Below are 23,005 nucleotides of genomic sequence, written 5' to 3'. Positions count from 1 at the left end.
GCCTGTCCGGCGCCCGTGCCCGCCCGGTCCGCTCCCCTACGCCAGCTCCTCCGCCAGCACCCGCACCGCCCGCTCCGTCTCGCGGAAGCCCAGGTAGAGCGGGGTGAAGCCGAAGCGGAGGATGTCGGGGTGGCGGAAGTCGCCGACCACCCCGCGGGCGATCAGGCGTTTCATCACCTCGCCCGCGTCCGGACAGCGCAGGGCGATCTGGCTGCCCCGCTCCGCATGCCGCTCGGGCGTCACGCACTCCACCCGGCCGGGCTCGGTGTACTCGGCCACGCACCGCAGGAAGAAGTCCGTCAGCGCCAGGGACTTGGCGCGGACGGCGGCCACGGACACCCCGTCCCAGACGTCGAGGGCGGCCTCCAGCGCGAGCAGCGAGAGGATGTCCGGCGTGCCGACCCGGCCGCGCAGGGCACCCGGCGCCGGGGCGTAGGCGGGGCTCATCCCGAACGGCTCGGAGTGCGAGTTCCAGCCCGGCAGCGGCGAGTCGAAGCGGTCCTGGAGTTCCCGGCGCACATACAGGTACGCCGGTGAACCCGGGCCGCCGTTCAGGTACTTGTAGGTGCAGCCCACCGCGAGGTCGACGCCGTGCTCGTCCAGGCCGACCGGCAGCGCGCCCGCGCTGTGGCACAGGTCCCACACCGCGAGGGCGCCCGCGGCGTGGACCGCGGCGGTGAGCGCCGGCAGGTCGTGCAGCCGGCCGGTGCGGTAGTCGACGTGGTTGAGCAGCACCGCGGCGGTGCGCCCGCTCAGCGCGCCCGGCACCTCGGCCGGGGTCACGGCGCGCAGGGTGCGGCCGGTCAGCCGGGCCGCCGACTCGGCGATGTAGCCGTCCGTGGGGAAGGTCGTGGCGTCGACCAGGATCTCGTCACGGCCGTCCTCCGCCATGCGGACCGCCGCGACCAGCGCCTTGAAGACGTTGACGCTGGTCGAGTCGCCGACGACGAGCTGGCCGGGCGCCGCGCCCACCAGCGGGGCGATCCGGTCGCCGACCCGCTCGGGCGCCGTCCACCAGCCGCTCTCCTCCCAGGAGCGGATGCGCAGTTCGCCCCACTCGCGGCGCACCACGTCCGCCAGCCGGCCGGGGACGTGCGCGGGCAGGGCGCCCAGCGAGTTGCCGTCCAGATAGACCACGTCGTCCAGGACGAAGCGGTCCCGCAGCGGCGCGAGGTCGTCCGCCGCGTCCAGCTTCTCGGCGTGCAGGGACAGTTCAGACATGGGACCTCGCCGTCCACAGCTCGGGGAACACGTTCTTGCGGGCCCGCTTCTCCAGCCAGGCCACGCCGGCGGAGCCGCCCGTGCCGGACTTGGCGCCCATCGCGCGCCGGGTGGCCACCAGGTGGTCGTTGCGCCACCGCCACACCAGCTCCGCCACGTCCGTCAGCGCCTCGCCCAGCCGGGCCAGTTCGTCGTCCGGGTCGCCCGCGTAGACGGCGGCCCAGGCGTCCTCCACGGCGTCCGAGGGCTCGTACCGCGCGGAGACCTCCCGGTCCAGCACGGCGTCGGGTACGGCGTGGCCGCGGCGCGCGAGGAGCCGTACCGCCTCGTCGTACAGGCTCGGCTCGTGCAGTGCCTTCTCCAGCTCCGCGTGGACGCGCGGGGCGCCGCGGTGCGGGACGAGCATGGAGGCGGACTTCTCGCCGAGCAGGAACTCCAGCCGCCGGTACATCGCCGACTGGAAGCCGGACCCCTCGCCGAGCGCGCCGCGGTAGGCGTTGAACTGGGCCGGGGTCAGCTGTCCGAGCGGCTTCCAGGAGGCGTTCAGGGCCTCCAGTTCGCGCGTGGACCGCTTCAGCGCGGCGAGCGCGGCCGGCACGTCGTCCGAGCGGAGCGCCCGGGCGGCCGTCTCCCACTCGTGCACGATCACCGTGAACCACAGCTCCATGACCTGGGTGGTCACCAGGAAGACCATCTCCGCGGGATCGTCGGAGAGGAGGTGCTGGAGGTGGGTGAGCACGTCGGCCTTGACGTAGTCCTCGTACGGCGTCGTCCCCGCGAAATCCAGGTTCGGGGTCTCGGGCTCAGCGGCCTGGTGAGGGGGGTGAGCCTGTTGGGACATCGCTGTCTCCTGTTGTTACTCCGGGTAGCGGTCCGCCCCTGCCGATGCCGGCACGGGGGCCCCGGTCCCCACCCCGCCATCCTGCGCAATGCCCCGGGGGACGGCAAGGCCCGCCTGTCGCCAGACGGGCCTTCACCGGTGTGATCACGGCGACTCCGGTGGCACCCGTGCGGGTCAGCCCAGGGTCTGGGCCGCCGCCGGCGAGGAGTCCTTCAGGAACTGCGAGCAGCGCTCGTACTCCTCCTGCTCGCCGATCGCCTGGGCGGCGCGGGCGAGGCCGTGCAGGGCGCGCAGGAAGCCGCGGTTCGGCTCGTGCTCCCAGGGCACCGGGCCGTGGCCCTTCCAGCCGTTGCGGCGCAGGGCGTCCAGACCGCGGTGGTAACCCGTACGGGCGTAGGCGTACGACTCCACGACCGAGCCCCGCTCGAACGCCTCGTCGGCCAACTGGGCCCAGGCGAGGGAGGAGGTGGGGTGCTTGGCGGCGACGTCCGCGGGCGGGGTGCCGGCCGCCAGGGCCTCGCGGGGCCCGGGGTCGTCGGGCAGCCGGGTCGGGGGCGGGCCGCCGAGGAGGTTCTCGTGAATCGTCATGGGTTCAGTGTGGCGTACGGGCACGGCGACGGGCTCCCACGGCCGGGTACGGCGGTGAGCACGGCCGGGTACGGCGGTCACCGCGGCCGGTACGGCGGCGGCCGCGGCCGGGTACCGAGGTGACCGCAACCCGCGTCCGGAGGTGACCGCAGCCGCGTCCGGAGCCTTCCGGGCCCCGGGAAGCCCGGTCAGCCCCCGTCCGCCCGCTGTCCGCCCCGGCGCTCGCGCCCGCCCTCCGGCGGCTCCCCCTCCAGCGGCGGGGCCGTCACCTGGCCGTGGGTCCGGCACTCCGGGCGGGGGCGGTCCACGGCCGGGCGGCGGACCAGGGCGAAGGCCAGGACCGCGCCCAGCACCAGCGCACCCGCGCAGAGCGGCATCGCCCGGTCGTACGCCGCGTCGAACGCCGTGGGCGACCGGTACGCCTGCGGGCCCATCCCCGTCAGCAGCGGCAGCGCCGCCACGGCCAGCAGGCCCGCCGCGCGCGCCGCCGCGTTGTTGACCCCGCTGGCCAGGCCCGCCCGCGCGGTGTCGACGGAGGCGAGGACCGTGGCCGTCAGGGGCGCGACCAGGGTGACCATGCCGGCGCCCAGCACCAGCAGCGCGGGCAGGACGTCCCTCGGGTAGTCGGCGTCCTGCCCCACCCGCAGCATCAGCAGCGTCCCCGCCGCGCACAGCAGCGGACCGGCGGTCAGCGGCAGCCGGGGGCCGGTGCGGTCGGCCAGCGCGCCCGAGCGGGCCGAGAACAGCAGCATCAGCGCGGTGGTGGGCAGCAGGGCCGTGCCGGCGGCCAGCGGCGAGTAGCCCGCCACCACCTGGAGCTGGAGCGCGGTGAGGAAGAAGAAGCCGCCGAAGGCCGCGTACACGCACACCGTGACCAGGTTGACCGCCGTGAACTGGCGGCCGGCGAAGATGTCCGGCGGCAGCATCGGCTCCGCGCGGTGCGTCTCGACGTACCCGAAGGCCACCGCGGCGGCCAGGCCCGCCGCCCCGGTCACGGCCACCGGCAGCAGGCCCGCGCGGGCCTCGATGAGGGCGTACGTCAGCAGGGCCAGGGCCAGCGCGCCCAGCACCGCGCCGAGGACGTCGAAGCGGCCGTGGGCCCGCCGGCCGGCGGACTCCGGCACGTGCCGCAGCGCGACCGGCACGCACAGCACCGCCAGCGGCACGTTCAGCAGGAACACCCAGCGCCAGCCGGGCCCGGACACCAGCCAGCCGCCGAGGAACGGGCCGACGGCCGCGCCGATCCCGCCGAAGCCGGACCACAGGCCGACCGCCCGCCCGCGGTCGTCGGGGTGGAAGGACGCCTGGATGAGCGCGAGCGAGCCGGGCGTCAACAGGGCGCCGCCGACCCCCTGCACCGCGCGCGCCGCGATCAGCACGCCCGGGGTCGGGGCGAGCCCGCACAGCAGGGAGGCCGCGGCGAACGCGGCGACGCCGAGCACGAAGACCTTCCGGCGGCCGTACCGGTCGCCGAGCGAGCCGCCGAGCAGGATCAGGCCGGCCAGCGTCACCAGGTACGCGTTGACCGTCCACTGGAGGGCGGCGAGGCTCGCGTGCAGATCACGGCCGATGCGCGGCAGGGCGACGTTGACGACCGTGGAGTCCAGCATCACCATGCCGGACCCGAGGACCGTGGTGAACAGCAGCCACCGGCCCCGGGACGAGGCCAGCCGGACACCGGGCATGCCCCAGGTATACAGCGGGCCCGGCGGCTTGGACAGCCGCCGGGCCCGCCGGGTACCGCGCGCGCTTACTTGATCTTGTTGCCCGCCGAGCGCAGGTGCTGCGTGGCCTGGAGGACACGCGCGGCCATGCTCGCCTCGGCCAGCTTGCCCCAGGTGCGCGGGTCGTAGGCCTTCTTGTTGCCGACCTCGCCGTCGACCTTCAGGACGCCGTCGTAGTTCTGGAACATGTGCGCGGCGACCGGCCGGGTGAAGGCGTACTGGGTGTCGGTGTCGATGTTCATCTTCACCACGCCGTTCTCCAGCGCCGTCTGGATCTCCTGCTCGCTGGAGCCGGAGCCGCCGTGGAAGACGAAGTCGAAGGGGCCGGGGGAAGCGGCCTTGCCGAACTTGGCGGCGACGCCGTCGTTCAGCTCCTTCAGCAGCTCGGGGCGGAGCACGACGTTGCCCGGCTTGTACACGCCGTGCACGTTGCCGAAGGAGGCGGCCAGCAGATAGCGGCCCTTCTCGCCCAGGCCCAGCGCCTCGGCGGTGCGGATCGCGTCGTCGACCGTGGTGTACAGCTCGTCGTTGATCTCGTGCGTGACACCGTCCTCCTCGCCGCCGGTCGGGGTGATCTCCACCTCGAGGATGATCTTGGCGGCGCGGGTGCGCTCCAGCAGCTCCTGGGCGATGGCGAGGTTGTCGGCGAGGGTCTCGGCCGAACCGTCCCACATGTGCGACTGGAACAGCGGGTTGCGGCCGGCCTTCACGCGCTCCTCGGAGACCGCGATCAGCGGACGCACGTACCCGTCCAGCTTGTCCTTCGGGCAGTGGTCGGTGTGCAGCGCGATGTTGACCGGGTACTTCTCGGCCAGGATGTGCGCGTACTCGGCGAGGGCGACCGCGCCCGTCACCATGTCCTTGCTGTACTGGCCGCCGAGGAACTCGGCCCCGCCGGTAGAGATCTGGACGATGCCGTCGCTCTCGGCCTCGGCGAAGCCGCGCAGCGCCGCGTTCAGGGTCTGCGACGAGGTCACGTTGATGGCCGGGTAGGCGAACTTGCCTGCCTTCGCCCGGTCGAGCATCTCGTTGTAGACCTCGGGGGTTGCGATGGGCATCTGTCCGCTCCTTGGGTGTGCGGGTTGGCGTTCTGCGTGCTACGGCCCTGACCTAGACCTGGGGGGCGACGTCATCGTCGGCCCCATCTTCCCAGACCTGAGCCGATGGTCCACGCGCCGGTGGAAACCGGTGCTTGCGGGCGTCAGTCCAGACCCAGTTCGTCCTTCGAGAAGGCGAACCGGTAGGGAACACCCGCACCGGCCTCGATCTTCTGAGCGGCTCCGGTCGCCCGGTCCACGATGGTGGCGACGGCGACGACCTCGGCCCCGGCCTCCCGCACGGCCTCCACGGCGGTCAGCGGGGAACCGCCGGTGGTGGAGGTGTCCTCCACCACCAGGACCCGGCGGCCCGCGATGTCCGGGCCCTCCACGCGCCGCTGGAGCCCGTGCGCCTTGGCGGCCTTGCGGACCACGAAGGCGTCCAGCCGCCGGCCGCGCGCCGCGGCGGCGTGCAGCATGGCGGCGGCGACCGGGTCGGCGCCCATGGTGAGCCCGCCGACCGCGTCGAACTCCAGGTCGGCGGTCAGGTCCAGCAGCACCTGGCCGACCAGCGGGGCGGCCTCGCCGTCGAGGGTCACGCGGCGCAGGTCGACGTAGTAGTCGGCCTCCAGACCGGAGGAGAGGGTCACCTTGCCGTGCACCACGGCCTTGTCCTTGATCTGCTGCAGCAGTGCGCCACGTACGTCCGTCATGGCGACCAGCTTAGAGGCGCCGCCAGGTCCAGGTGGTGCTCGCCTCCAGCGGGTCCAGCGGGGTGACCAGGCGCGGAAGGGTGTTCAGGCCGTTGGGCGGCCCGGTCTGCGGCTCGACGCAGACGGCCTCGGCCTGCTCGTCGTAGACCACCACCCACTCCTCCCGGCTGGCCACCTTCAGCTGGAGCCGGCCGGGCCAGGTCAGGGTGACGTCGACTCCGCCGGGCATGCCGAAGCAGTCGTCCCACGGGCCGGGTTCCGGGGCGATCCGGTTGCCGGTGGGCAGGTGGTCGGCGCCGCGCTCCTCCTGCCAGGCCGCCTTGAAGTCGAGCCGCACGTCCGCGCCGCCGAGGTTCCGCTGGAACCACGGATGCCAGCCGAGCTGCGCCGGGAAGGAGTCCTCGTACGTCTCCACGGACATGGTCAGCGTCAGGCTGTCCTCGGCGAGCGCGACGACCTGGGTGACGCGGCCGGGGTGCGGCCAGGGCTCGGTCAGCTCGTACGTGATCACCGCCTCGTCCGCCGAGACGCGCGCGGTGCGCCAGGCGCCGTCGCGCGCGGTGCCGTGGATGGCGTGCGGCGGGGCGTTCAGCGGCATGCGGCGCACGGTGCCGCCGTCCAGGAAGCGGCCGTCCCGGGTCCGGCCGCACCAGGGCACCATCGGGAAGCAGCCGAAGCGGGGGCCCTGCCGCAGCAGTTCCAGGTCGCCGACCTTGAGCCCGCTGATCCGGCCGCCGCCTGCGGGACTGACGCGTACTTCCGCTTCACCCGCGGTCAGCGTGATGTCTTCGTTGCTCACCCGACCGACCCTAGCGGGCTGTCCGGGGCGGTGTACGCAGGACGTTCAGCGTCGTCTGCGCAGGGCGCGGGAGACCACGATCGCCGAGGCGAGGGCCACCGCGGCGGCGGGGGCCGCCCAGCGCAGGACCGGGTGGCCGCTGCCGGCCTGCGGGGCGGGCACGGGGGCGTACCGGCCGCGCGGCGGGGCGTGGTCGACCTCCTCGGCGCTGCGGCCGATCATCGTGCGGCGGGCGTGCGCGGCCTCGGCGGGCGGTTCGCCGGTGTCGGCGAAGTCCTCGGCGAGGCCGTCCGGGTGGGCGGGGCGGTGGCCGTCACCGCCGCGGACGCCGGTGCCGCTGCCGGTGGCGCTGCCGGTTCCGGTGGCGGCGGTGTCGGTGTCGGCTGCGTCGTCGTCCGTCGCCGGATCGAGGGCGGGCGGAGGGACCTCGGTGTCGAAGACGGAGGGGCGGGGGGCGGCACCGGCGGGGGGCTGCGACTGCTCGGCGGTGCCCGTGTCCGGGGCCCGGTCCGGTGGCTGGGCCACGTCCTCGCCGCCCGGGCGGGACGCGTCCTCGTCCGCGGCTCCGCCGTCCGCCGGGTTCTCGTCCGCGTCGGTCAGGCCCTCGTCCGCGTCGGTCACGTGCTCACCGGCGGCCGGACCCTCGCCCTCCGGCGAACCCTCGCCGTCCGCTGGGCCCTCGTCGTCCGCCGAGCCCTCGTCGTCCGCCGGGTCCTCGTCCGGGTCCTCGGCCGGGTCCTCCTCCGTGGCCAGCGCCTCCAGGAACCGGCTCAGCAGCCTGGCCGCCGCCGACGCGACCGTCTCCGCGGGCAGTTCCGTGATGCGGCCGGCCGTGTCCGCCGTGCCCTCGACCGTGACCGTGCAGCCGCCCTCGGCGTCCGCCAGGCGCAGGGTCAGGGCCAGCGAGACCGAGCCGGCGCCGCGGGCCTCCGTGGCCTCGGCCGTCACGGTGTACGCGCCGTCCTCGCGGCGGGTCACGCGGGCCGTGCCCCGGTAGGTGACGGAGTGGCCGCCGACGCGGAGCTTCAGCCGCCCGGCGACCGGTTCCGCACCGGCGTCCTGGTGCAGGCCGGGGACGGCGCGGGCCACGCGAGCGGGGTCGGTCAGCGCGGCGCCGAGCCTGTCGGTGGGGGCCGGGACGAAGACCTGGTGCTCCATGGTCGGGGAGCCTACCCACTCGGGGCCGGAACTCACCCGAACCCGGTCACCCGGAGGCAGCAGGCCGCGGCCGGTGCGCGCTCAGTACCGCGGGTGCGCCAGCGTGGACGCCGGCAGGCCGCCGATCCGGGTCCGTCCGGCCGCCCGGACGTCCGCCGCCAGCCCGGCCGGGGTGAGGGTGCCGGGCCGCCAGGAGCCCAGCCGCGGGACCGGCGGGACCGGTCCCCGGCCCGCCAGCAGGAAGCCCCAGTCCGGCGCGCCCGGCGAGCGGCCGGGGCCCGGGGCGGCGCCCGGGTCGTGGCCGGGGACGCGGTAGGGCGAGGCGGCGAGGCCGGCCGCGCGGAGGGTCGCGGCGACGGTCCAGAAGGCGCGGGGCCGGGCGGTGAGCGGACCGGCGTGCACCACCAGGCGGCCGTCCGGGGCCAGCACCCGGCGGACCAGGCCGTAGAACTCCTGGGAGTACAGCTTGGCGCCGGCCGTGATGCCGGGGTCGGGCAGGTCGCTGATCACGACGTCGTACGCGGGTACGCGCGCCCGGCGCAGCCAGGCGAGCGCGTCGGCGGTGGTGACGTGGACGCGCGGGTCGGCGAAGGCGTGCGCGTTGGCGGCGGCCAGACCGGGGTCGCGGCGGGCCAGGTCCACCAGGCCGGGGTCGAGTTCCACGACATCCACGCGGCGCACCGTGCGGTGGCGCAGCACCTCGCGGGCGGCCAGCCCGTCGCCGCCGCCGAGGATCAGCACCCGCGCGTGCGGGCCGGTGAGGGCCGGGTGGACCAGGGCCTCGTGGTAGCGGTGCTCGTTCCGGCCGTCGACCCGTAACCGGCCGTCGAGGAAGAGGCCGAGGGGCCGGCCGCGGGTGCCGCCGGCCAGGACGACCTCCTGGACGTCGGTGCGCACCGCCACCCGGACGTCCGCGCCGTACACGGCGTGCCGGGCGGCGCGTTCGAAGTCGCCGGCGAGGAGGGCGGCGGCGGTGAGGACGCCGAGGACGGCGAGGCCGGTGACGAGGAGGGTCCGGCGGGCGCCGCGGGTGAGGTCGCGCCGGAACAGGCCGAGGACCAGCGTGCCGCCCGCGACCACGTTGACCGTGCCGGTCAGCAGCGCCCCGGTCAGCTGGCCGAGGCAGGGCAGCAGGAGGAAGGGGAAGGCGAGGCCGCCGACGAGGGCGCCCACGTAGTCCGCCGCGAACAGGTCGGCCACCGCGCCGCCCGCGTCCTGCCGGCGGATGCGCTGGATCAGCTCCATCAGCAGCGGGACCTCGGCGCCGATGAGCAGGCCGATGACCAGGGTGAAGGCGACCAGCAGGCAGCGCGGTCCGGCGGCCCACGGCCCGCCCCAGCCGGCGGTCCAGGCGAACACGGCGTACAGGGCCATGGCACTGCACCCGCCGACCAGCGCGAGGACCGACTCGAGCGCGCCGAACCCGGCCGCCGCGTGCCGGCGCAGCCGCTTGGCGCCGAGGGAGCCGAGGCCCATGGCGAACACCATCACGGACAGCACGACGGATGCCTGGGTGACCGAGTCGCCGGTCAGGTACGAGGCGAAGGCGACGAGTTCCAGTTCGTACACGAGTCCGCAGGCCGCGCAGACGAAGACGCACACGAGGACCAGGAACCGCCCGGTGCCGGGCCGGACGGGCAGCCGCGCGGGGCGGGTCCGGCAGGGCGGGGCGCCCGGCGGCGCGGGGGCGTGCGATGCGATCACGCTGTGACGTTACGTCACTGACCCGGCACACCACGTCACCCGCAGGTGTGAAAGAAGGGGCGGTTGACGCACAACGGGTTTATGTCGCCGAAAAGCGGTCGGCCCGGACCTGCCCGCCGGTCAGCCCGAGCGCGTCACCCGCGTCCGCGATCCGGCCCGCGACCGCGCCCCGACCCGGGTCCGGGTGGCCACGAGCTGCCCGTCCTGCGGGTAGGCGTGCCAGGTGCGCCAGTGCACCTGACCCTCGCGCCGCTGGGCCAGCATCGCGGTGAAGGCGTGCGGGCTGCCCGGGAAGACGCCGGCGAGACCGTGCGGATGGTCGGAGACGAGGGCCAGCAGCTCCTGGGCGCGGCCGGCGAACGAGCCGGGAGTGAGCACCTCCACGCGGGCGGCGAACTCGTACTCCCAGTCGTCGACGCGCTTGGCGACGCCCAGCGGCAGCGGGGTGCTGGAGCCGGGGATGCACGCGACCGTCTCCGAGCAGTTGCCGCGCTCCTCCTCCACGAGCACCTGGTGGGACGCGCCGAGCAGCCGCAACTGCAGCTTGGCGCCGGTGAGTTCGAGATCGAGGGTGGCCAGGGCGGGCAGCGGTTCGCGGCCCAGCGCCCAGGCGAGGTCGGCAGCGCGCGTATCGGTGTAGGAGGTGTTCAGGGTCGTGAGCATGGATCGGCTCCGCTAACACGCAAGAAGGGGGAGATCGGCCATGTCAGCCCGGCCGGCCCGGCCGGAGGGGGCAGTCAGGGGCATCCGAGGGGCTGCGTTGGCGAAGTAGAGGGAATCATGAACAGCGGTGACGCCACAGCGTTTTTACCCAACTCTGGGGGGTTTCCATCCCTCAGGGGGCTCCACAGCTCAACTGTTCCACCCCGGCGTGCGCCGGGCGCGGATGCGCGGACGCCGGGCGCCCGCCGGATGGCGTACCCGGCGCACACCCGGCGCGATGCGGCCCGGACGCGGCCCCCCGTCCCCGGAAGCCCGGTTGCCCGTCCCCGGAAGCCCGGCTCCCCCGTGTCCGGAAGCCCGGCTTCCCCATGTCCGGAAGCGCGGCTGCCCCCCTGTCAGCCGCGCCCGGCTGCCCCCGTCAGCCGCCTCCCCCGCATCCGCCCCCGCCGCCGCACGACGATCCGCCGCCGCAGGACGAGCCGCCGCCACAGGAGTGGCCCCCGCCGCAGGAGTGGCCCCCGTGGTGCCCGTGCCCGCCGTGGTGCCCGTGGTGGCCGCCGCCCGACGAGCCGGAGTCCCCGGCGCCGGCCCACCAGCTACCCGCCCCCGCGCTGCCCGCGTACGACGACGATGACGACGACGACCAGCGCCGCCCCCGGTTCCGTCCGCCGCCCCCGCCGGACTGCCTGCCGCGCCGGCCGCGGCGGGTCCGGCCCACCGTGAACACCAGCAGCGCGAACACCGCCAGGATGATGCCCTCGGTCATGGCGTCACCCTCCTTCCGTTCCCCCGAAGCGGCCCCCCGTGGGCGCCTCGCCGTGTCACCGCGTCTCGCGGTGCCGAGGAGATGCCCGGCCCGGATCGCGCCCAAAGCAGAGTTGAGGAACTCCAGAGCTTGCGCGCAGGATGACCGGCATGACCTCCAGCGCACGTCCTCACCTCAACCGCCGGCTCGCCGAGTTCGGGACCACGATCTTCGCCGAGATGTCGGCGCTGGCCACGGCGACCGGTTCGATCAACCTGGGCCAGGGCTTCCCGGACACCGACGGCCCCGAGGAGATCCGGGAGGCGGCCGTCCGGGCCCTGCGCGACGGCCGCGGCAACCAGTACCCGCCGGGCCCCGGCATCCCCGAGCTGCGCACCGCGATCGCCGCGCACCAGCTCCGCCGCTACGGCCTGTCCTACGACCCCGACACCGAGGTACTGGTCACGGCGGGCGCCACGGAGGCGATCGCGGCCACGCTGCTGGCCCTGGTCGAGCCGGGCGACGAGGTCGTCGCGCTGGAGCCGTACTACGACTCCTACGCGGCGAGCATCGCGATGGCGGGCGGCCGGCGGGTGCCGGTGACCCTCCGGCCGCACGAGGACGGCTTCCGGCTGGACCTGGACGAGCTGCGCGCGGCCGTCACCGACCGCACCCGGCTGCTGCTGATCAACACCCCGCACAACCCGACCGGGACCGTCCTCACCCGCGCGGAACTGGCCGCGATCGCCGAGCTGGCGGTGGAGCGGGACCTGCTGGTGATGACCGACGAGGTCTACGAGCACCTGGTCTTCGACGGCGCCGAGCACCTGCCGCTCGCCACCTTCCCGGGGATGCGCGAGCGCACGGTGAGCATCGGCTCGGCGGGCAAGACCTTCTCGTTCACGGGCTGGAAGGTCGGCTGGGTGACCGGGTCCCCGGAGCTGGTCGGCGCGGTCCGCTCGGTCAAGCAGTTCCTGACCTACGTCGCCTCGGGCCCCTTCCAGTACGCGGTCGCCGAGGCGCTCGCCCTGCCGGAGACGTACTTCGACGGCTTCCGCGCCGACCTGCGCCGCAAGCGCGACCTGCTCGGCGATGGCCTGCGCGCGTCCGGGTTCAAGGTCTACCAGCCCCAAGGCACGTACTTCATCACCACCGACATCGCCCCCCTCGGCGAGAAGGACGCCTACGCCTTCTGTCGAGCGCTCCCCGAACGCTGCGGCGTCGTCGCCATCCCCAACTCCGTCTTCTACGACGATCCCGACGCCGGCCGCAGCCAGGTCCGCTTCGCCTTCTGCAAGAGGGACGACGTCCTCAGCGAGGCCACCGGCCGTCTTCAACGCCTCGTGTCCTGAACACGCCGCCGGGCTCGTGACAGCACCCTGATCACGGAGGACAGGGACGGCGAAGACGCATATCAGCTCCGAAGGACACAACCCGCACCGGGCTCCACGAAGAAGGTGGTGATCGGGCAGTAGCCCTCCTCCGCCGGCCGGGCGCGGGCGTCGTGGGTACCCAGTGCACGGGCCGCCAGCCGCCTGAGCTCGTCGAGTCCGGCCCGGTCCGGGTGTGCGGAGTCCAACGCGGCGGCAACCGCGTCCCTGGCCTGGGAGCCCTGGGCGCGCAGCATCCCCTCGGCGCCGTCCTCGCCACCCGCCGACTCCACGAGCTGGAGCAGACTCTCGGCGAGCACCAGCAGTTGCTCGGCATCGGTCATGTCCTCTGGAGACAGCAGCTCGCGTTGCGCCAGCGCGTTCAGCGCCAGGGGCGCCAGCCGGGTGTCGCGACGCAGCGTACGCAGCAGCCGTTCGCCCTCACCGTCCGGCAACCCCCGCCAGCAGCACGTCGAGCATCGCCTGCGCACGCGTGCGGAACGACATGGTCGGTGCGGCGACGGTCAGTTGCCGCGGTGTGGCCTCTCGCTCGCCGCGGACCGTGATCCAGCCGGCCGGCTCAGCGCGGGCCGCATCCGGGGGTAGTCCTCAGCCGGCACCCCCAGCAGGCCGGCCGCCGGCGCCCGGGCCAGTTCACCGACCAGCGGTGCGTCCCTGCCGACCGCCAGCAACCGCTGTCGTACGGCCCGGGTACCGAGCTCGGTGAGACGGATCAGCTCGACCGGCCCGGTGGTCAGCTCCTCACGCCGGGCATCGGCGCGCTCCCGCGCCGCCGGGTCCGTCGCCGCCCCCGCGACGCCCAGCAGCTCCACGAGCTCCGGCGGCATGTCCGCGGGCATCTCGGCTCCGGCATCGGAGAGGTCGACGTCGAGGAACACCGGATCGGCCATCCCACGGTCACGCTCGATCGCGCCCAGGTCGTCCAGCAGGTCGAGAACCGTGCGCAGGTCCCGGTCGGCGTGCTCGAACCGCCATCGAGCTGGAAGGAGGCCCGATAGGCCAGATGTATCGTGTCGCGCAGCCGTGGCCAGGGCATCGAGTACGGCAGGCTGTAGAGCGTGTTCAGCACGTCATCCAGGACGTCTGCCTTCGACGCGTGTTTCGAACTGCGGCAGGCCCTGATCCCTGTTCCCCGGCCCACCGAACCAGGCGGTCGACCAGCAGCCCACGCGCCGCCTCGAACTCCTCCTCGGATTCGAACCTCGTTGCGGCGAACCGGACTGCGCCGCACGGACTCACTGCACAGAACGGCACGGGCCTGGCCGCACCGGGAGTCCGTCGTCAGCGGGCGTCCGCCTCGGGCTCCGGGCGCGGGAGCTCGTCGAGGTCGAGGGTGAAAGTGCGGCCGTCGGCCAGGTGGATGGGGAGCTTGCCGGTGCCGTACTTGTGGGTGTGTGCCGCAATGTAACCGGTGGCGGTCGGCTGGGTGTGAAGGACGACTTCCTGGGCGTAGGGGTCCACGACCAGGTAGATCGGGATGCCGTAGCGGCCGTACTTCGCGGTGCAGTCGTCGTAGTCCTTGCGTGCGGAAGAGGTCGAGACGACCTCGGAGATCAGCAGGACGTCCTCGAAGCTGTAGCGCTTGCCTTCCCTGCGCGCGTCCTCGCGCAGGATCGCGAGGTCGGGGGCGGAGTTCTCATCGGCGGGGAAGTCGATGTAGACGTCGGAGGTGACCTTCGCGTGACGGCCGAGGGCAAGAGCGGAGTCGATCTGCATCGACCTGATGGTGCTGGAGTGCTCTTCGCTCTGCGGGGTCATGATCACCTTTCCGTCGGCCCCGAACAGGACCGTGTACCCCTTGGGGAACTCGGTGTGCACGATCGCGTCGACGCTCATGGACGGCTCCTTCCCGTGTGTGGTCAGGATACGACGGACAGTGCCGCGTCACCGGGCCCGCCGGGACATCCTGGCGCGGGGGCTGACGGAGGCGGGGTTCACGGTGCTCCGGCCGGCCGGGACCTACTTCATCACCACCGACATCCGCTCCCTCGGCGAGAAGGACGGCTTCGCGTTCTGCCGCGCCCTGCCCGAGCGGGCGGGCGTGGTGGCCATCCCGAACGCGGTCTTCTACGACGACCGGGAGGCGGGGGCGCCGTTCGTGCGCTTCGCCTTCTGCAAGCGGGAAGAGGTGCTGCGGGAGGCGGCGGAGCGGCTGCGGCGCATGTGAGCGCGGCGGGACCGGCCCGGGGCGTGAGGCCCCCGGGCCGGCCGGGACGGCTGTTACTCGCCGTCTTCTTCCGGCGTGCCGGAGTCGTCGGCCTCCTGCTCCAGGCCCAACTGCTCGGCCAGCCACTTGTCGAACTCGATCGCGGCCCGCACCCAGCTGACCGTGGAGGAGACGAAGTGGTTGATGTCGACGCCCGTGCCGATCAGCATCTGGGCCTCGCCGATCAGCCGGACGGTGCCGTCGTCGTGGGTGTGGGTGTACACCTTGGGCCACAGGGTGCGGCGGTTCCAGTCGTCGATGGACTCCAGGATCTGCGGCTTCTCGTCGATCTTGTGCGGGCGGTCGTAGAAGGTCCGCACCGAGAAGATGGCCTGTTCGTCCTCGCCACGGAACATGAAGTAGGTGCGGAACTGCTCCCACGGCGCGGCGAGGTCACCCTCCTCGTCCACGACGTACTTCAGTTCCATCTGGTCGAGAAGCTGCTTCACCAGGTCCTGATCCGGGAGGACGGGGCCCGCCGGTCCCTGGGGCTGCGGTTCGGGCTGGCCCCCGAAGTTCGGAATGGAGGACGGGTCGATGCTCACCGTGTTTTTCCCTTCATGCGGATGCCGCCATCCTCCCCCATGCGGGGAGGGGCGTGGCAAGCCCCGACCCGCCGGTCGGCCCTGAACCGGCGGGTCGGAGGGGGAACGCGCGGTCAGAGTGTCTTGCCGGTGTCCGGTCCGACCAGCAGGCCGTCGCCGAAGCGGTCCACGCGGACCGTGTCGCCGTCCGTGATCTCCCCGGAGAGGATCTCGCGGGCCAGCCGGTCGCCGATGGCGGTCTGCACCAGCCGGCGCAGCGGCCGGGCGCCGTAGGCCGGGTCCAGGCCCTCCTCCGCCAGCCAGGCCAGCGCCGCGGGCGTGACGTCCAGCGTGAGCCGCCGCTCGGCCAGCCGCCGGGCCAGCCGGCCGATCTGCAGCCCGGCGATCCGCTCCAGCTCGGGCTTGGTCAGCGCGGAGAAGACCACCAGGTCGTCCAGCCGGTTGAGGAACTCGGGCTTGAAGGAGGCCCGGACCACCTCCAGCACCTGCTCCCGCTTCTGCTCCTCGCTGCTCAGCGGGTCCATCAGGAACTGGCTGCCCAGGTTGGAGGTGAGCACCAGGATCGTGTTGCGGAAGTCGACCGTGCGGCCCTGGCCGTCCGTCAGCCGGCCGTCGTCGAGCACCTGGAGCAGGATGTCGAAGACCTCCGGGTGGGCCTTCTCCACCTCGTCCAGGAGCACCACGCTGTACGGGCGCCGGCGCACCGCCTCGGTGAGCTGGCCGCCCTCCTCGTAGCCGATGTAGCCGGGAGGCGCGCCGACCAGGCGGGCCACGCTGTGCTTCTCGCCGTACTCCGACATGTCGACGCGGACCATGGCCCGCTCGTCGTCGAAGAGGAAGTCCGCGAGCGCCTTGGCCAGCTCGGTCTTGCCGACACCGGTCGGGCCGAGGAAGAGGAACGAGCCGGTGGGCCGGTCCGGGTCGGCGATTCCCGCCCGCGAGCGCCGTACGGCGTCCGAGACCGCCCGCACGGCCTCGCTCTGGCCGATGAGCCGCTTGCCCAGCTCCTCCTCCATGCGCAGCAGCTTCTGCGTCTCGCCCTCCAGCAGCCGCCCGGCCGGGATGCCGGTCCAGGCGCCGACCACGTCGGCGATGTCGTCGGAGCCGACCTCCTCCTTGACCATGGTGTCCCGGGCGACCTCCTCCTCGGCGGCGGAGGCGGCCTCCAGCTCCTTCTCGAGCTGCGGGATCTCGCCGTACAGCAGCTTGGCCGCGGTGTCGAAGTCGCCGTCGCGCTGGGCGCGCTCGGCCTGGCCGCGCAGGTCGTCCAGCTTCTCCTTCAGCTCGCCGACCCGGTTGAGGGACTGCTTCTCCTTCTCCCAGCGGGCGGTGAGCCCGCGCAGCTCCTCCTCCTTGTCGGCGAGGTCGCGGCGCAGCTTCTCCAGGCGGGCGACGGAGGCCGGGTCGGTCTCCTTGGCGATCGCCAGCTCCTCCATCCGCAGCCGGTCGACGGCGCGCTGGAGTTCGTCGATCTCGACGGGCGAGGAGTCGATCTCCATGCGCAGCCGGGAGGCCGCCTCGTCGACGAGGTCGATGGCCTTGTCGGGCAGGAAGCGGGAGGTGATGTAGCGGTCGGACAGGGTGGCGGCGGCCACCAGCGCGCTGTCGGCGATCTGTACCTTGTGGTGGGCCTCGTAGCGGCCCTTGAGCCCGCGCAGGATGGCGATGGTGTCCTCGACGGTGGGCTCGGCGACCAGCACCTGCTGGAAGCGGCGTTCCAGCGCCGGGTCCTTCTCGATCCGCTCCCGGTACTCGTCCAGCGTGGTGGCGCCGACCATGCGCAGCTCACCGCGGGCGAGCATGGGCTTGAGCATGTTGCCCGCGTCCATGGCGGAGTCCCCGCCGGCGCCGGTGCCCACGACGGTGTGCAGCTCGTCGATGAAGGTGATGACCTGCCCGTCGGAGTCCTTGATCTCGGCGAGGACGGCCTTCAGGCGCTCCTCGAACTCGCCGCGGTACTTGGCGCCGGCCACCATCGCGCCGAGGTCGAGCGCGACGAGCCGCTTGTCCTTCAGCGACTCGGGCACGTCGCCCTTGACGATCCGCTGGGCCAGCCCCTCCACCACGGCGGTCTTGCCGACTCCGGGCTCGCCGATGAGGACGGGGTTGTTCTTGGTACGGCGGCTCAGCACCTGCACCACCCGCCGGATCTCCTGGTCCCGCCCGATGACGGGGTCCAGCCGGCCCTCGCGGGCCGCGGCGGTGAAGTCGGTGCCGAACTTCTCCAGGGCCTTGTACTGGCCCTCGGGATCGGCGGTGGTCACGCGGCGTCCTCCCCTGGCCTTGCGGAAGGCCTCCAGCAGTTTCCTCGCCTCGGCGCCCTGCCCCTTGAGCAGGTCGCCGGCCGCACCGCCCTTCGCGGCGATGCCGATCAGCAGGTGCTCGGTGGACAGGTACTCGTCGCCCAGCTCCCGGGCGCGCTCGCCGGCGTCGGCGATCACGGCCAGCAGGTCCCGGTTGGGCTGCGGCGGGGCGACGGTGGACCCGGTCACGCTGGGCAGGCCGGCCAGGACGCGCTCGGCGGCGGAGCGTACAGCCGCCTGGTCGGCGCCGACGGCCGCGAGCAGGTCGGTGATGTTCTCGTTGTCCTGCCCCTGGAGCAGGGCCAGCAGCAGGTGGGCGGGGGTCAGGTCCGGGTGCCCCTCGGTCACGGCGCGCTGACTCGCCGCGTTGATCGCGTCCCGGCTCCGGTTGGTCAGCTCGGCATCCACGGTGTCCGTTCTCCTCCTCGTCCTGGCACTTCCTGCGAGTGGCGCTGACTACATCAGCGTACACAAAGTTGAGTCTATTCCGCTCAAGGTTCGCCGGGGAGGGGTTCCGGGCTAGGTTGCGCGCATGACCAGGCATTCCATGGATCCGGCCGCTCCGGACGAGCCGTACCTCGCCTTCTGGCGCGAACGGCACCTGTGCACGCTCACGACCCTGCGCCCCGACGGCAGCCCGCACGTGGTGCCGGTGGGCGTGACCTACGACGCGGAGGCCCGGCTGGCCCGGGTGATCACCAGCGGCACCAGCGCGAAGGCCCGGCATGTGCGGGCGGCCGGGGAGGCGGGCGCCCGGGTCGCGGTGTGCCAGGTGGACGGCCGGCGCTGGGCGACGCTGGAGGGGCGGGCGCGGGTGCGCACCGAGCCGGACCGGGTGGCGGAGGCGGAACGGCGCTACGCCGAGCGCTACGCGCGCGTGCCGCGCCCCAATCCGGCCCGCGTGGTGATCGAGATCGAGGTCGAGCGGACCCTGGGCCACGGCTGACACCCGGCCGGAGAAGCAGGGGCTCCCAGCCTGCACAGTCGATTTTCAGCCACCCTGGAAATGGCGGCATACCTCGAAATCTCCCCGCAAACTGCAGCGGCGTCACCGTGTTCAGGTCACGGTGACGCCGCTGCGGGGGGAAGCGCCTGAGCGATCTTTTACGACGGGGGAATCGCGTCAGGCACTGCGGGGGGTGGCCGAGATGGTCCTCAGGTCGGACTCCACCGGCTCGGTCAGCCGGTGGTCCCGCTGGTCCAGGTTCACAAAGATCATTCCGTACCGGATGGCACAGCGCACCGGCTGGGGCGCGCCGCGCGGCCTGCGCAGACACCGGAACGCCCGTACGTCTCCGTCGTCGTCCCGCGTGACGACGACCGGCTCGCCGAACACCGTCACCATCAACGAGTCACCACTGTGGGGGATGGCGGTGACCAGGTCGATGAAGTGCCAGCCGGAGCGGTAGGCGGTGGCCATCTCGCGCCGGAAGGAACGGTCGTCGGGTGGAGTGGTCATGACCGCACGGCCCAACTGCTGTCGGCGGGGGCGACCCAGGAACTGTCCGCGGGCGCGACCCAGGAGCTGTCGCCCGGGGTCCCGGCTGCCGCGATCACCCAGCTGCTGTCGCCGGCACCGGCGCCGGCAGCGGCCTGTACGCGCCAACTGCTGTCCTGCGCGACAGCATCCTTCGCCTCCGCATGACCGGTCAGTGCGCCGAAGGCCAAGGCGGCGGAGAAGGCGGCGACAAGCGCCGAGCGAAGCATTGTCTTATGCATAGTCGGCTTCGTCCTCATGTGAAGGTCACCTCTCCCCCGTCCGGATACGACGATGGCCCATTCCGGCACGTCATGGCCACACAATCGATGCATCATGTTCCTGCACGTTCAGGACCCTGGGGGGTGGAGATTTGGCGATAAACGAGATTAAACGGACACATCCCCACGGGCTGACCGACCTGTGCGAGGAAGGGAGCCGACTCTACGGGAACGCTCTCCGGACGGGACGTATAGCTCGTGCGGACGTGGAACCGGCGCCGTGTCTGATGGAGTTCGCCCTCCTTCATCCCGACCCCGACGACCCGAACTGGCTGCGCCCGGTGCCCCCGTCGATCGCGCTGGCGCAGCGGCTGAACCCGATCGAGCGGGAGATCACGCAGCGCCGCCGGGAGTCCGTCGAACTCGCCGACGCATTCGAGCCGTTCATGCACATCAGTGCCCAGCCGACCGCGACCACGCACTCCATCACCGTGCTGGAGGGCCTGGACCGGATCAACGCGGCGCTCGATCTGGCCACCGCCCAGTGCCAGACCGAGATGCTCACCGTGCAGCCGAGCCGCAGGCGCCTGGAACACACCCTCGCCAAGGCGCTGGAGCGCGACCGGCCGCTGATCGAGCGGGGCTGCCGCATCCGCACCCTCTACCAGCACCCGGCCCGCTACAGCCCCGAGACGCTCGCCTACGTGGCCCAGTTCGCCGACGGCAAGGTGGAGTACCGCACCATCGACGAACTGGTCGAGCGGCTGATCATCTGCGACGAGACCGTGGCCTTCATCCCGACCCGGGACGACGGCGAGGTCGCGCTCGAACTCCGCCACCCGGGGCTCGTCCGCTATCTGATCAAGGTCTTCGAGTTCATGTGGGCCCGCGCCGTCCCGCTCAGCGCCGGCGCCCCGTACGAGACCGCCCCCGACGGCATCACCGAGGTCCAGCACTCCATCGCCAAGCTGCTGGTCGAGGGCCATGTGGACGAGGCCATCGCGCGCCGCCTCGGGATGAACGTCCGCACCTGCCGGGCCCACATCGCCAAGCTGGCCACCTCCCTCGGCAGCGGCAGCCGCGCCCAGCTCGGCTTCCTCATCGCGCAGTCCGGCATCCTGGAGCGGGACCACTGAGCCGGGGACGGCCGGGCGGCGGCCGCCGCGGGCGCGGGCGCCGGGGGCCGCTCAGCGCCCGGCAGGCGGGTCCTGGTCCGGCGCGGTGAGCGCGGTGGCCGGCCGGGCCGGCCGGTGGCCGTCCAGGCCCACCTGGGCGATCCTGACGCCGAGCTGGGTACGGCTGGCCGCGCCCAGCGTCTCCGACAGCCGGGCGATGTGGGCGCGGCAGGTGCGGACGCTGATGCCCAGGCGCTCGGCGATCACCGCGTCCTGATGGCCCTCCGCCAGCAGCGCGGCGATGGACTGCTCGCGGTGCGAGATGCCCTCGATGCCGGTGTCGGGCAGCGGTGCCGTCAGCGGGATGGCCAGCCGCCACAGGCGCTCGAAGACCGTCACCAGATACTCGACCAGCGCCGGATGGCGCAGCTCCAGCGCCATCGTGCGGTCGGTGTTGGCGGGGATGAAGGCCACCGTGCGGTCGAACAGGATCAGCCGGTCGATGACCTCGTCCAGGGTCCGGGCCTCCACCGTGTCGCCCATCAGCTCCAGATAGGTGAGCAGGCCCTGCCCGTGCCGCGCCACGTGCGTGTAGAGGTCGCGCATGCGCACGCCCCGGCCGCGCAGCGCCAGCGCCCGGTGCAGTCCCTCGGTGAGTTCGGCCTCCCGCCGGATGCCGCCGGGCTGCACGGTGAGCACCTCGGTGGTGCACGCCTCGGTCGCCTCGTCCATCGCGGCCTGGATGCGGGCGAGCCCGTCCAGGACGCGGATCGCGCTGCCCTCGGCCGGTGCCGCCGGGGTGTCCGGCTGCCGGCCCAGGCCCGCGTACCACTCGAAGGCGGCCACCGCCGAGCCCACCCGGCGCTGGCTCGCGCTGACCTCCTCGTAGACGCCGCGCAGCAGCCGGGTCATGACCTCCTGCGGGGAGGTCGGCACCAGCCAGTCCATGTCGTCGGGGTCGGGGTGCAGCAGGGCCAGCTCCAGCAGGCAGGGCACGGGCCCGGCGTCCGCGCGCGGCACCCGTCCCCGGCGCACGGCACGGGAGTACACCCGATCGCCGGCCTCACACAGCCGGTCGGCACCGTGAGGGTGCTCCTCCGCCCCGCGCCCGGTCATCGCCCATTCCACCCCCGGTGTGCTGCCACTTCCGCAGCGCAACTATGCGCGGCGGCGACCGGGTCCGCAACACGGCTCATCCGGTGGCGGCGATGGAAAAGACCTGCTGTGTCCGGGTTTTGGCGATGCTCCGTCCTTCACCTTGCAACAAGCTGCGGTGGCGCCGGGGCGGCGCGGCGGTTACTTCAGGCCGATCGCGGCGCAGGCCGCCTTGTACTTGGCGGTGCAGATGTCGTCCACCGAGTAGATGCCGTCCGCGACGACCGTGTCCTTGATGGTGCCCTTGGTCAGCGCGCTCACCTGGACCAGCTTCGACGGGATGTCCTTGGCGGTGGGGCTGTCCACCCGGTCCTGGGTGAGGGCGTCGAACTGGATGTCCTTGCCCTGCACCTTGGTGACGGCGATCTGCGCGGCGGTCTCGGCCTCGTCCGGGTAGGACTTGTAGACGCTCATGTACTGCTCGCCGCCCACGATCCGCTGCACCGCGGGGAGTTCGGCGTCCTGGCCGGTGACCGGGGGCAGTTGGGTGACGCCGGCCGCCTTCAGCGCCTTGATGACACCGCCCGCCATGCCGTCGTTGGCCGCGTACACACCGGCGATGCCGTCCTTGCCGAGCGCGGCGATCGCCTTGGCCATGTTGGCCTCGGCGTTCTCCGGCTTCCAGCCCGTGGTGTCGAAGCTCTGGGCGATCGCCACCTTGCCGTTCAGCTCGGAGAGCGCGCCCTGCTTGAACTGCTTGGCGTTGGGGTCGGTGGGCGAGCCGTTCATCATGACGACCTTGGCGGAGGGGCCGGCGCCGGCGCCGAGGGCCTCCAGCAGGGTGCGGCCCTGCACCTCGCCGACCAGTTCGTTGTCGAAGGAGACGTAGGCGTCGATCGGACCCTCGGCGAGCCGGTCGTAGGCGATGACCGGGATGCCCGCGTCCTTGGCCTTCCGCACCTCGCCGACGATGGCGTGCGCGTCCACCGCGTCGAGCAGGATGACGTCGACCTTGCCGTCGATCATGTCCTGCAACTGCCGGGCCTGCCGGGTGGCGCTCGCGTCGGCGTTGGCGTACTCGACCTTGCCGTGCTTCTTGGTGAGTTCGGCGACCTTCCGCTCGATGATCGGATAGTCGAACTTGTTGTAACGGGTGTTCGCCTTCTCGGGCAGCAGCAGCCCCACGGTGATGTCGTTGCCCTTGGTCGGGCTCGCGCTCGCGCCGTCCCCCGTCGCGTTCAGCACCCCACAGCCGGCGAGCGAGAGGGTCATCGTGGACGCGGCCACGGCTATGGCGATACGACGCATGCGAAGCTCACTTCAGGTGTGTTCCGGACGTGGGTGCTGCTATACGACCCAGGTGTCTGAAAAGACAACGCGGAGCCCACACCCGGCGTCAAGGAGAATCACTTAACGAGTGCGCAACACCACGCTGGGCTGCACTTGTGGAGATTGCGCG

At 72.9% G+C, this 23,005-nt stretch carries 24 protein-coding genes; 4 read left to right on the top strand and 20 right to left on the bottom strand.

Annotated features, from left to right (window positions below):
* Positions 1 to 36: 36 nt before the first annotated feature.
* The 11 genes from kynU to ACZ4SV_RS17175 form a co-directional block, all read right to left on the bottom strand.
* Positions 37 to 1,221: a kynureninase gene (gene kynU / locus ACZ4SV_RS17225; protein ID WP_468005152.1), complete on the bottom strand. Its 1,185-nt coding sequence runs from the start codon at positions 1,219 to 1,221 to the stop codon at positions 37 to 39.
* The gene (locus ACZ4SV_RS17220) at positions 1,214 to 2,062 is read right to left on the bottom strand and encodes a tryptophan 2,3-dioxygenase family protein (protein ID WP_365879394.1); all 849 of its coding nucleotides are present in this window, start codon (positions 2,060 to 2,062) and stop codon (positions 1,214 to 1,216) included. The genes kynU and ACZ4SV_RS17220 overlap by 8 nt, the downstream gene beginning before the upstream one ends.
* Positions 2,063 to 2,236: 174 nt before the next feature.
* The gene (locus tag ACZ4SV_RS17215; RefSeq protein WP_365942101.1) at positions 2,237 to 2,650 is read right to left on the bottom strand and encodes a DUF3151 domain-containing protein; all 414 of its coding nucleotides are present in this window, start codon (positions 2,648 to 2,650) and stop codon (positions 2,237 to 2,239) included.
* A 188-nt stretch (positions 2,651 to 2,838) separates the two neighbouring features.
* On the bottom strand, positions 2,839 to 4,335 hold the full coding sequence (locus ACZ4SV_RS17210; RefSeq protein ID WP_468005150.1) for an MFS transporter: 1,497 nt from the start codon (positions 4,333 to 4,335) through the stop codon (positions 2,839 to 2,841).
* A 65-nt stretch (positions 4,336 to 4,400) separates the two neighbouring features.
* Positions 4,401 to 5,432 (bottom strand): class II fructose-bisphosphate aldolase, encoded by a 1,032-nt coding sequence (gene fbaA / locus ACZ4SV_RS17205; protein WP_365875549.1) that lies wholly within the window; start codon positions 5,430 to 5,432, stop codon positions 4,401 to 4,403.
* A 143-nt stretch (positions 5,433 to 5,575) separates the two neighbouring features.
* A complete protein-coding gene (gene pyrE, locus ACZ4SV_RS17200; RefSeq protein ID WP_365875547.1) occupies positions 5,576 to 6,124 on the bottom strand; it encodes an orotate phosphoribosyltransferase in 549 nt (182 codons plus the stop codon).
* Positions 6,125 to 6,134: 10 nt separating this feature from the next.
* The gene (locus ACZ4SV_RS17195; protein ID WP_365875545.1) at positions 6,135 to 6,923 is read right to left on the bottom strand and encodes an aldose epimerase family protein; all 789 of its coding nucleotides are present in this window, start codon (positions 6,921 to 6,923) and stop codon (positions 6,135 to 6,137) included.
* Positions 6,924 to 6,968: 45 nt separating this feature from the next.
* Positions 6,969 to 8,081: an SRPBCC family protein gene (locus ACZ4SV_RS17190; RefSeq protein ID WP_468005147.1), complete on the bottom strand. Its 1,113-nt coding sequence runs from the start codon at positions 8,079 to 8,081 to the stop codon at positions 6,969 to 6,971.
* Between the two features lie 81 nt (positions 8,082 to 8,162).
* A complete protein-coding gene (locus tag ACZ4SV_RS17185) occupies positions 8,163 to 9,785 on the bottom strand; it encodes a polyamine aminopropyltransferase (protein ID WP_468005145.1) in 1,623 nt (540 codons plus the stop codon).
* 120 nt (positions 9,786 to 9,905) lie between these two features.
* Positions 9,906 to 10,448: a DUF2617 family protein gene (locus tag ACZ4SV_RS17180; RefSeq protein WP_365875539.1), complete on the bottom strand. Its 543-nt coding sequence runs from the start codon at positions 10,446 to 10,448 to the stop codon at positions 9,906 to 9,908.
* A 418-nt stretch (positions 10,449 to 10,866) separates the two neighbouring features.
* A complete protein-coding gene (locus ACZ4SV_RS17175) occupies positions 10,867 to 11,214 on the bottom strand; it encodes a hypothetical protein (RefSeq protein WP_468005143.1) in 348 nt (115 codons plus the stop codon).
* Positions 11,215 to 11,354: 140 nt separating this feature from the next.
* Between ACZ4SV_RS17175 and ACZ4SV_RS17170 the strand changes: the two genes are divergently transcribed.
* Positions 11,355 to 12,545: a pyridoxal phosphate-dependent aminotransferase gene (locus tag ACZ4SV_RS17170; protein WP_468005141.1), complete on the top strand. Its 1,191-nt coding sequence runs from the start codon at positions 11,355 to 11,357 to the stop codon at positions 12,543 to 12,545.
* 62 nt (positions 12,546 to 12,607) lie between these two features.
* Here the strand turns inward: ACZ4SV_RS17170 and ACZ4SV_RS17165 are convergent, their stop codons facing one another.
* The 3 genes from ACZ4SV_RS17165 to ACZ4SV_RS17155 all read right to left on the bottom strand — a co-directional run bounded on the left by ACZ4SV_RS17165 (position 12,608) and on the right by ACZ4SV_RS17155 (position 14,420).
* Positions 12,608 to 13,018, bottom strand: coding sequence for a hypothetical protein (locus tag ACZ4SV_RS17165; RefSeq protein WP_468005139.1), 411 nt, complete (start codon positions 13,016 to 13,018; stop codon positions 12,608 to 12,610).
* A gap of 69 nt (positions 13,019 to 13,087) precedes the next feature.
* Positions 13,088 to 13,474: a hypothetical protein gene (locus tag ACZ4SV_RS17160; RefSeq protein WP_468005137.1), complete on the bottom strand. Its 387-nt coding sequence runs from the start codon at positions 13,472 to 13,474 to the stop codon at positions 13,088 to 13,090.
* A 391-nt stretch (positions 13,475 to 13,865) separates the two neighbouring features.
* Positions 13,866 to 14,420: a Uma2 family endonuclease gene (locus ACZ4SV_RS17155; RefSeq protein ID WP_468005135.1), complete on the bottom strand. Its 555-nt coding sequence runs from the start codon at positions 14,418 to 14,420 to the stop codon at positions 13,866 to 13,868.
* Here ACZ4SV_RS17155 and ACZ4SV_RS17150 point away from each other — a divergent pair.
* Positions 14,308 to 14,751 (top strand): aminotransferase class I/II-fold pyridoxal phosphate-dependent enzyme, encoded by a 444-nt coding sequence (locus ACZ4SV_RS17150; RefSeq protein ID WP_468005133.1) that lies wholly within the window; start codon positions 14,308 to 14,310, stop codon positions 14,749 to 14,751. The two genes, ACZ4SV_RS17155 and ACZ4SV_RS17150, sit on opposite strands and share 113 nt — an antisense overlap.
* 53 nt (positions 14,752 to 14,804) lie before the next feature.
* Here ACZ4SV_RS17150 and ACZ4SV_RS17145 read toward each other — a convergent pair whose 3' ends face one another.
* Both ACZ4SV_RS17145 and clpB read right to left on the bottom strand, forming a co-directional pair.
* Positions 14,805 to 15,335, bottom strand: coding sequence for a type III secretion system chaperone family protein (locus tag ACZ4SV_RS17145; protein ID WP_365875534.1), 531 nt, complete (start codon positions 15,333 to 15,335; stop codon positions 14,805 to 14,807).
* 113 nt (positions 15,336 to 15,448) lie between these two features.
* Positions 15,449 to 18,046, bottom strand: a complete 2,598-nt coding sequence (clpB, locus tag ACZ4SV_RS17140; protein WP_397936293.1) for an ATP-dependent chaperone ClpB — start codon at positions 18,044 to 18,046, stop codon at positions 15,449 to 15,451.
* 124 nt (positions 18,047 to 18,170) lie between these two features.
* On the opposite strand from clpB, the gene ACZ4SV_RS17135 reads away from it, so the two are divergent.
* Positions 18,171 to 18,584, top strand: coding sequence for a pyridoxamine 5'-phosphate oxidase family protein (locus tag ACZ4SV_RS17135; RefSeq protein ID WP_397936294.1), 414 nt, complete (start codon positions 18,171 to 18,173; stop codon positions 18,582 to 18,584).
* A 177-nt stretch (positions 18,585 to 18,761) separates the two neighbouring features.
* Here the strand turns inward: ACZ4SV_RS17135 and ACZ4SV_RS17130 are convergent, their stop codons facing one another.
* Together ACZ4SV_RS17130 and ACZ4SV_RS17125 are read right to left on the bottom strand one after the other, a co-directional pair.
* The gene (locus ACZ4SV_RS17130; RefSeq protein WP_365875528.1) at positions 18,762 to 19,097 is read right to left on the bottom strand and encodes a hypothetical protein; all 336 of its coding nucleotides are present in this window, start codon (positions 19,095 to 19,097) and stop codon (positions 18,762 to 18,764) included.
* Entirely contained in the window at positions 19,094 to 19,345 is a 252-nt protein-coding gene (locus ACZ4SV_RS17125) for a hypothetical protein (RefSeq protein ID WP_468005129.1), read from the bottom strand. Before ACZ4SV_RS17125 ends, ACZ4SV_RS17130 begins: the two co-directional genes overlap by 4 nt.
* A gap of 182 nt (positions 19,346 to 19,527) precedes the next feature.
* Between ACZ4SV_RS17125 and ACZ4SV_RS17120 the strand changes: the two genes are divergently transcribed.
* Complete coding sequence (locus ACZ4SV_RS17120; RefSeq protein ID WP_365875551.1) at positions 19,528 to 20,472, top strand: helix-turn-helix transcriptional regulator; 945 nt, start codon at positions 19,528 to 19,530, stop codon at positions 20,470 to 20,472.
* A 51-nt stretch (positions 20,473 to 20,523) separates the two neighbouring features.
* Here ACZ4SV_RS17120 and ACZ4SV_RS17115 read toward each other — a convergent pair whose 3' ends face one another.
* Positions 20,524 to 21,567 carry a helix-turn-helix transcriptional regulator gene (locus ACZ4SV_RS17115; protein WP_468005127.1) on the bottom strand — a complete coding sequence of 348 codons (1,044 nt, stop codon included), beginning with the start codon at positions 21,565 to 21,567 and terminating at the stop codon, positions 20,524 to 20,526.
* A 180-nt stretch (positions 21,568 to 21,747) separates the two neighbouring features.
* Positions 21,748 to 22,854, bottom strand: coding sequence for a sugar ABC transporter substrate-binding protein (locus ACZ4SV_RS17110; RefSeq protein WP_468005125.1), 1,107 nt, complete (start codon positions 22,852 to 22,854; stop codon positions 21,748 to 21,750).
* Positions 22,855 to 23,005 lie beyond the last annotated feature (151 nt).

The sequence above is a fragment of the Streptomyces sp. NPDC027672 genome (genome assembly GCF_055566335.1).
Note: the sequence above shows the minus strand (reverse complement) of the source record. Positions and strands in the feature narration are given on the sequence as shown.

Coding starts and splice junctions, on each gene's coding strand:
- kynU (WP_468005152.1), bottom strand. CDS start 1,221: ATGTCTGAACTGTCCCTGCACGCCGAGAAGCTGGACGCGGCGGACGAC.
- ACZ4SV_RS17220 (WP_365879394.1), bottom strand. CDS start 2,062: ATGTCCCAACAGGCTCACCCCCCTCACCAGGCCGCTGAGCCCGAGACC.
- ACZ4SV_RS17215 (WP_365942101.1), bottom strand. CDS start 2,650: ATGACGATTCACGAGAACCTCCTCGGCGGCCCGCCCCCGACCCGGCTG.
- ACZ4SV_RS17210 (WP_468005150.1), bottom strand. CDS start 4,335: ATGCCCGGTGTCCGGCTGGCCTCGTCCCGGGGCCGGTGGCTGCTGTTC.
- fbaA (WP_365875549.1), bottom strand. CDS start 5,432: ATGCCCATCGCAACCCCCGAGGTCTACAACGAGATGCTCGACCGGGCG.
- pyrE (WP_365875547.1), bottom strand. CDS start 6,124: ATGACGGACGTACGTGGCGCACTGCTGCAGCAGATCAAGGACAAGGCC.
- ACZ4SV_RS17190 (WP_468005147.1), bottom strand. CDS start 8,081: ATGGAGCACCAGGTCTTCGTCCCGGCCCCCACCGACAGGCTCGGCGCC.
- ACZ4SV_RS17180 (WP_365875539.1), bottom strand. CDS start 10,448: ATGCTCACGACCCTGAACACCTCCTACACCGATACGCGCGCTGCCGAC.
- ACZ4SV_RS17175 (WP_468005143.1), bottom strand. CDS start 11,214: ATGACCGAGGGCATCATCCTGGCGGTGTTCGCGCTGCTGGTGTTCACG.
- ACZ4SV_RS17170 (WP_468005141.1), top strand. CDS start 11,355: ATGACCGGCATGACCTCCAGCGCACGTCCTCACCTCAACCGCCGGCTC.
- ACZ4SV_RS17160 (WP_468005137.1), bottom strand. CDS start 13,474: ATGGCCGATCCGGTGTTCCTCGACGTCGACCTCTCCGATGCCGGAGCC.
- ACZ4SV_RS17150 (WP_468005133.1), top strand. CDS start 14,308: ATGGTGCTGGAGTGCTCTTCGCTCTGCGGGGTCATGATCACCTTTCCG.
- ACZ4SV_RS17155 (WP_468005135.1), bottom strand. CDS start 14,420: ATGAGCGTCGACGCGATCGTGCACACCGAGTTCCCCAAGGGGTACACG.
- ACZ4SV_RS17135 (WP_397936294.1), top strand. CDS start 18,171: ATGACCAGGCATTCCATGGATCCGGCCGCTCCGGACGAGCCGTACCTC.
- ACZ4SV_RS17130 (WP_365875528.1), bottom strand. CDS start 19,097: ATGACCACTCCACCCGACGACCGTTCCTTCCGGCGCGAGATGGCCACC.
- ACZ4SV_RS17125 (WP_468005129.1), bottom strand. CDS start 19,345: ATGCTTCGCTCGGCGCTTGTCGCCGCCTTCTCCGCCGCCTTGGCCTTC.
- ACZ4SV_RS17115 (WP_468005127.1), bottom strand. CDS start 21,567: ATGACCGGGCGCGGGGCGGAGGAGCACCCTCACGGTGCCGACCGGCTG.
- ACZ4SV_RS17110 (WP_468005125.1), bottom strand. CDS start 22,854: ATGCGTCGTATCGCCATAGCCGTGGCCGCGTCCACGATGACCCTCTCG.